Here is a 371-nt window from a genome sequence, read left to right on the forward strand (position 1 = left end):
ATACAAAAACAATATTTGGAGGATTATCTGTTTTTAATGAAGTATTACCTATTAAAATTACAAGCAAAATTAACACAAGATACTGTTTCATGATGACTTTGATTTACTATGATAAACGTGTTCTAATTCACCACAACGTTTATGTATATGGAAAATTGCGTGTTTGTGTGCGAGGATTTTCCGAAGGAAAATCAGAAGCTAGCAAACAAAGCAACTCACATTGGTTAAGCATAAAACAGCAATTTTTTATAGCATCCATGAAAAAGCAGTAAGTCGAGTATCTTTATAGATCACAAAAAATATAAAAGATATGAACACTCAAATTACTGCCTACCCAAAGTTATACATTGGAATTGACATTCACAAGCGAA

At 30.7% G+C, this 371-nt stretch carries 1 protein-coding gene; it reads left to right on the top strand.

Annotation, left to right across the window (positions count from 1 at the left end; genetic code table 11):
* On the top strand, positions 1 to 272 hold a 272-nt coding region (locus EM932_RS20720; RefSeq protein ID WP_211344336.1), incomplete at its 5' end, for a hypothetical protein.
* Between the last annotated feature and the right edge of the window lie 99 nt (positions 273 to 371).

Origin of the sequence: Flavivirga rizhaonensis (assembly GCF_004791695.1) — a bacterium.
Classification (GTDB): Bacteria; Bacteroidota; Bacteroidia; order Flavobacteriales; family Flavobacteriaceae; genus Flavivirga; species Flavivirga rizhaonensis.